The organism is Clostridium puniceum (assembly GCF_002006345.1).
GTDB lineage: Bacteria > Bacillota > Clostridia > Clostridiales > Clostridiaceae > Clostridium > Clostridium puniceum.
On the sequence record NZ_LZZM01000070.1, the window covers coordinates 1 to 2,716 of the forward strand.

2 protein-coding genes are annotated in these 2,716 nt (G+C 28.2%); one reads left to right on the forward strand and one right to left on the reverse strand.

Features of this window, described 5'->3' with window-relative positions:
• The first annotated feature begins 515 nt into the window (after positions 1-515).
• Entirely contained in the window at positions 516-1,124 is a 609-nt protein-coding gene (gene lexA, locus CLPUN_RS05670) for a transcriptional repressor LexA (RefSeq protein WP_077846355.1), read from the forward strand.
• A 185-nt stretch (positions 1,125-1,309) separates the two neighbouring features.
• On the opposite strand, the gene CLPUN_RS05675 is transcribed toward lexA, so the two are convergent.
• Positions 1,310-2,542 carry a tyrosine-type recombinase/integrase gene (locus CLPUN_RS05675; protein WP_077846356.1) on the reverse strand — a complete coding sequence of 411 codons (1,233 nt, stop codon included), beginning with the start codon at positions 2,540-2,542 and terminating at the stop codon, positions 1,310-1,312.
• Between the last annotated feature and the right edge of the window lie 174 nt (positions 2,543-2,716).

Sequence of the window (2,716 nt, forward strand, 5' to 3'; positions counted from 1 at the left end):
ACAACTATTTGGTACAAATAGTTAGTTTTGCACACACCTGTGCGGATAACGGGATAAGTTTAGATTCAGTTATTTCCAAATTAGGACTAGTAGCTTAAATTTTTCCTATTTAGTGCACAAGTCTAGTATATAATATATTTATATTATATTACAATATATATATAAATACATATAAAGGCGTATGAACACTAGGCTTAGGCATGTAACATCAAAATTTTACCAATAATTAAAGGAAATCGCTGTAACCATTGAAATAACTTATTTGATCTATGTCACATGAAATGTAATATCTAGGTAACAAAATTGATAAGTTATTGTGACACACCTCCTATTGGTAATAAATAATTAAAGAAATGCTGTTTTGTTGACAGTATTGAGATGCTATTTACAAAACAATCTAAAAGTAGTAAAATTATATGAACAAACATAAGTTCGCACGAATATATATTCTATTTGAAGCAGTAAAAGAGAAGAATATATATGTAGATTTGTATTATAATAGTGAGGTGTAGATAATGGAATGCGAAAGAAATAGGCAAGCTGAAATATATGAATTTTTAAAAGGTTATACAGAAAGTAAAGGATACCCACCTACGGTGAGAGAAATTTGTAAAGCAGTATCGTTGTCTTCAACTTCAACAGTTCATGGACATTTACAAAGATTAGAGAAAAAAGGGCTAATAAAAAGAGATCCAACTAAGCCAAGAGCTTTAGAAATAGTAGAGATTTCAGTACCCAAAAAAGAAATGATAGATATACCAATTATAGGTAAAATTAAAAAAAGACTACCAATACTTTCACCTGAAAATATAGAAGATATGTTCCCCATACCATTAGATTATATAAAACATGATAATGAACTTTTCATGCTTAGAGTTTCTGGACAAAGTATGGTTAATATCGGAATTAGAGATAAAGATTTAGCTATTATAGAGAATACAGAAAATGTTATAAATGGTGATATAGTAGTAGCACTTATAAATGATGTTATTACCATAAAAAGATTTTTTAAAGAAAAAGACCATATTAGGCTTCAACCAGAAAATGATTCTATGAAACCAATTTTAGTTGATGATTGCAAAATATTAGGTAAGCTTCTTGGAATATTTAGATCATTTAAATAGAAAATATTTGCCCACATTTTGCCCATTTAAAAAATAAATAATTAATTTTAACTATTTATAATTGCATTGAATTAAATTTGAAAAAGCTAGAGTTTATGAGAAATTAAGATATGTTAAATTAAAAACAATTAAGATAAAATGAAGAAAAGTACAACTTTGTTTGAATACAGAACTCGGCTTATGGCTTATCTCGCAACAAGTAATTGCAAGGATTTGAGGAATACCATAGTGGTATTTTCCCTTACTTTTTTTGTATACAAAACATTTGATATAATATCTGTAGCTTCAGTATTCATTTCTTTTGTTACATGAGTATAAATATCTGATGTTGTCTGCATTATGGAATGACCTAACCGTTCCTGTATTATTTTCATTGATACCTTATTCTTTAAAAGTATAGTCGCATTACTGTGTCTCAGATCATGCCAGCGAATATTTTTTTCTATTCCGCAATATTTACATAATCTTTTTATTCTTTGGAGGAATCTAGAGGGAATTAAGAATTCTCCATCTTCTTTGGTGAAAACCAAATCATATTCCATATTATCAAATTTATTTTTTATATAAAATTGCCCATATTTAAGTTTGTTTTGCATTTGCAATATTTTATGTTCTTTTAAGAGCTTTATAATTTCATCACTTAATGGTAAATCTCTATAAGATGTTGGAGTTTTTAAATCGGATATTGTATATATGTTTTCTTCCCTTATAAGAGCATTGTTACAGCTTAAGGTTTTATTATCGAAATCAATGTCGCTCCATTGTAATCCGCACATTTCACCCCGTCTTAATCCAGTTTCTATTGTTAATGACATACCTAAAAAAAATAAATAATCATCATATTTTCTTGTATCAAGTTTAGAATATATTTGCGATACTTCATCTAAGGTTAAAATATTTGATTTGTATTTACTTCTTTTAGGCGTATCAGTAAATTGGCATGGATTTATACTTATCATCTGCAGCTTTAAAGCTTTGTTTAAAGAAGCTTGTAAAACAAGATAATGTTTTTGGATTGTCGTTGGGCTTAAATTACTTCCTGGATTTTGTGGACTTTTTACTTTTCGTAAATTTGCTAAGAACTTTTCTATATGAATAGGTTTTATTTCACATAGTTTTAAATTGCCTAAAAATGGTGAAATATATTTATCAATACTGTTCTTATAACTAGAATATGTGTTGACACTTTTTGTTGGTTTTATAAAATCCTCTATCCACATATCAAGATAAACTTTAAGTAAAGTCTCTTTTGGTCTTTCGAAGCCATTATTATTTTTATAAATCTCTTCATTTAGTTTTTCTAAAGCTTCACGTTTGGTTGAGTCTCCCTTCCTCTCAATTTGTTTTTTCTCTCCGTCTACAAATACATAATATCTGTAGTACCAAGTGTTACCTTTCGTTCTAACGCTTTCTTCCATGTTTTAACACCTCAGCGTTAGTTAGTGTTTCGTAATTTATATTATTTACTAGACTTGTGCACTAAATAGGAAAAATTTAAGCTACTAGTCCTAATTTGGAAATAACTGAATCTAAACTTATCCCGTTATCCGCACAGGTGTGTGCAAAACTAACTATTTGTACCAAATAGTTGT

Excerpts from the sequence above, each read along its gene's own strand:
- CLPUN_RS05675 (WP_077846356.1), bottom strand. The coding sequence starts at position 2,542 with ATGGAAGAAAGCGTTAGAACGAAAGGTAACACTTGGTACTACAGATAT.
- lexA (WP_077846355.1), top strand. The coding sequence starts at position 516 with ATGGAATGCGAAAGAAATAGGCAAGCTGAAATATATGAATTTTTAAAA.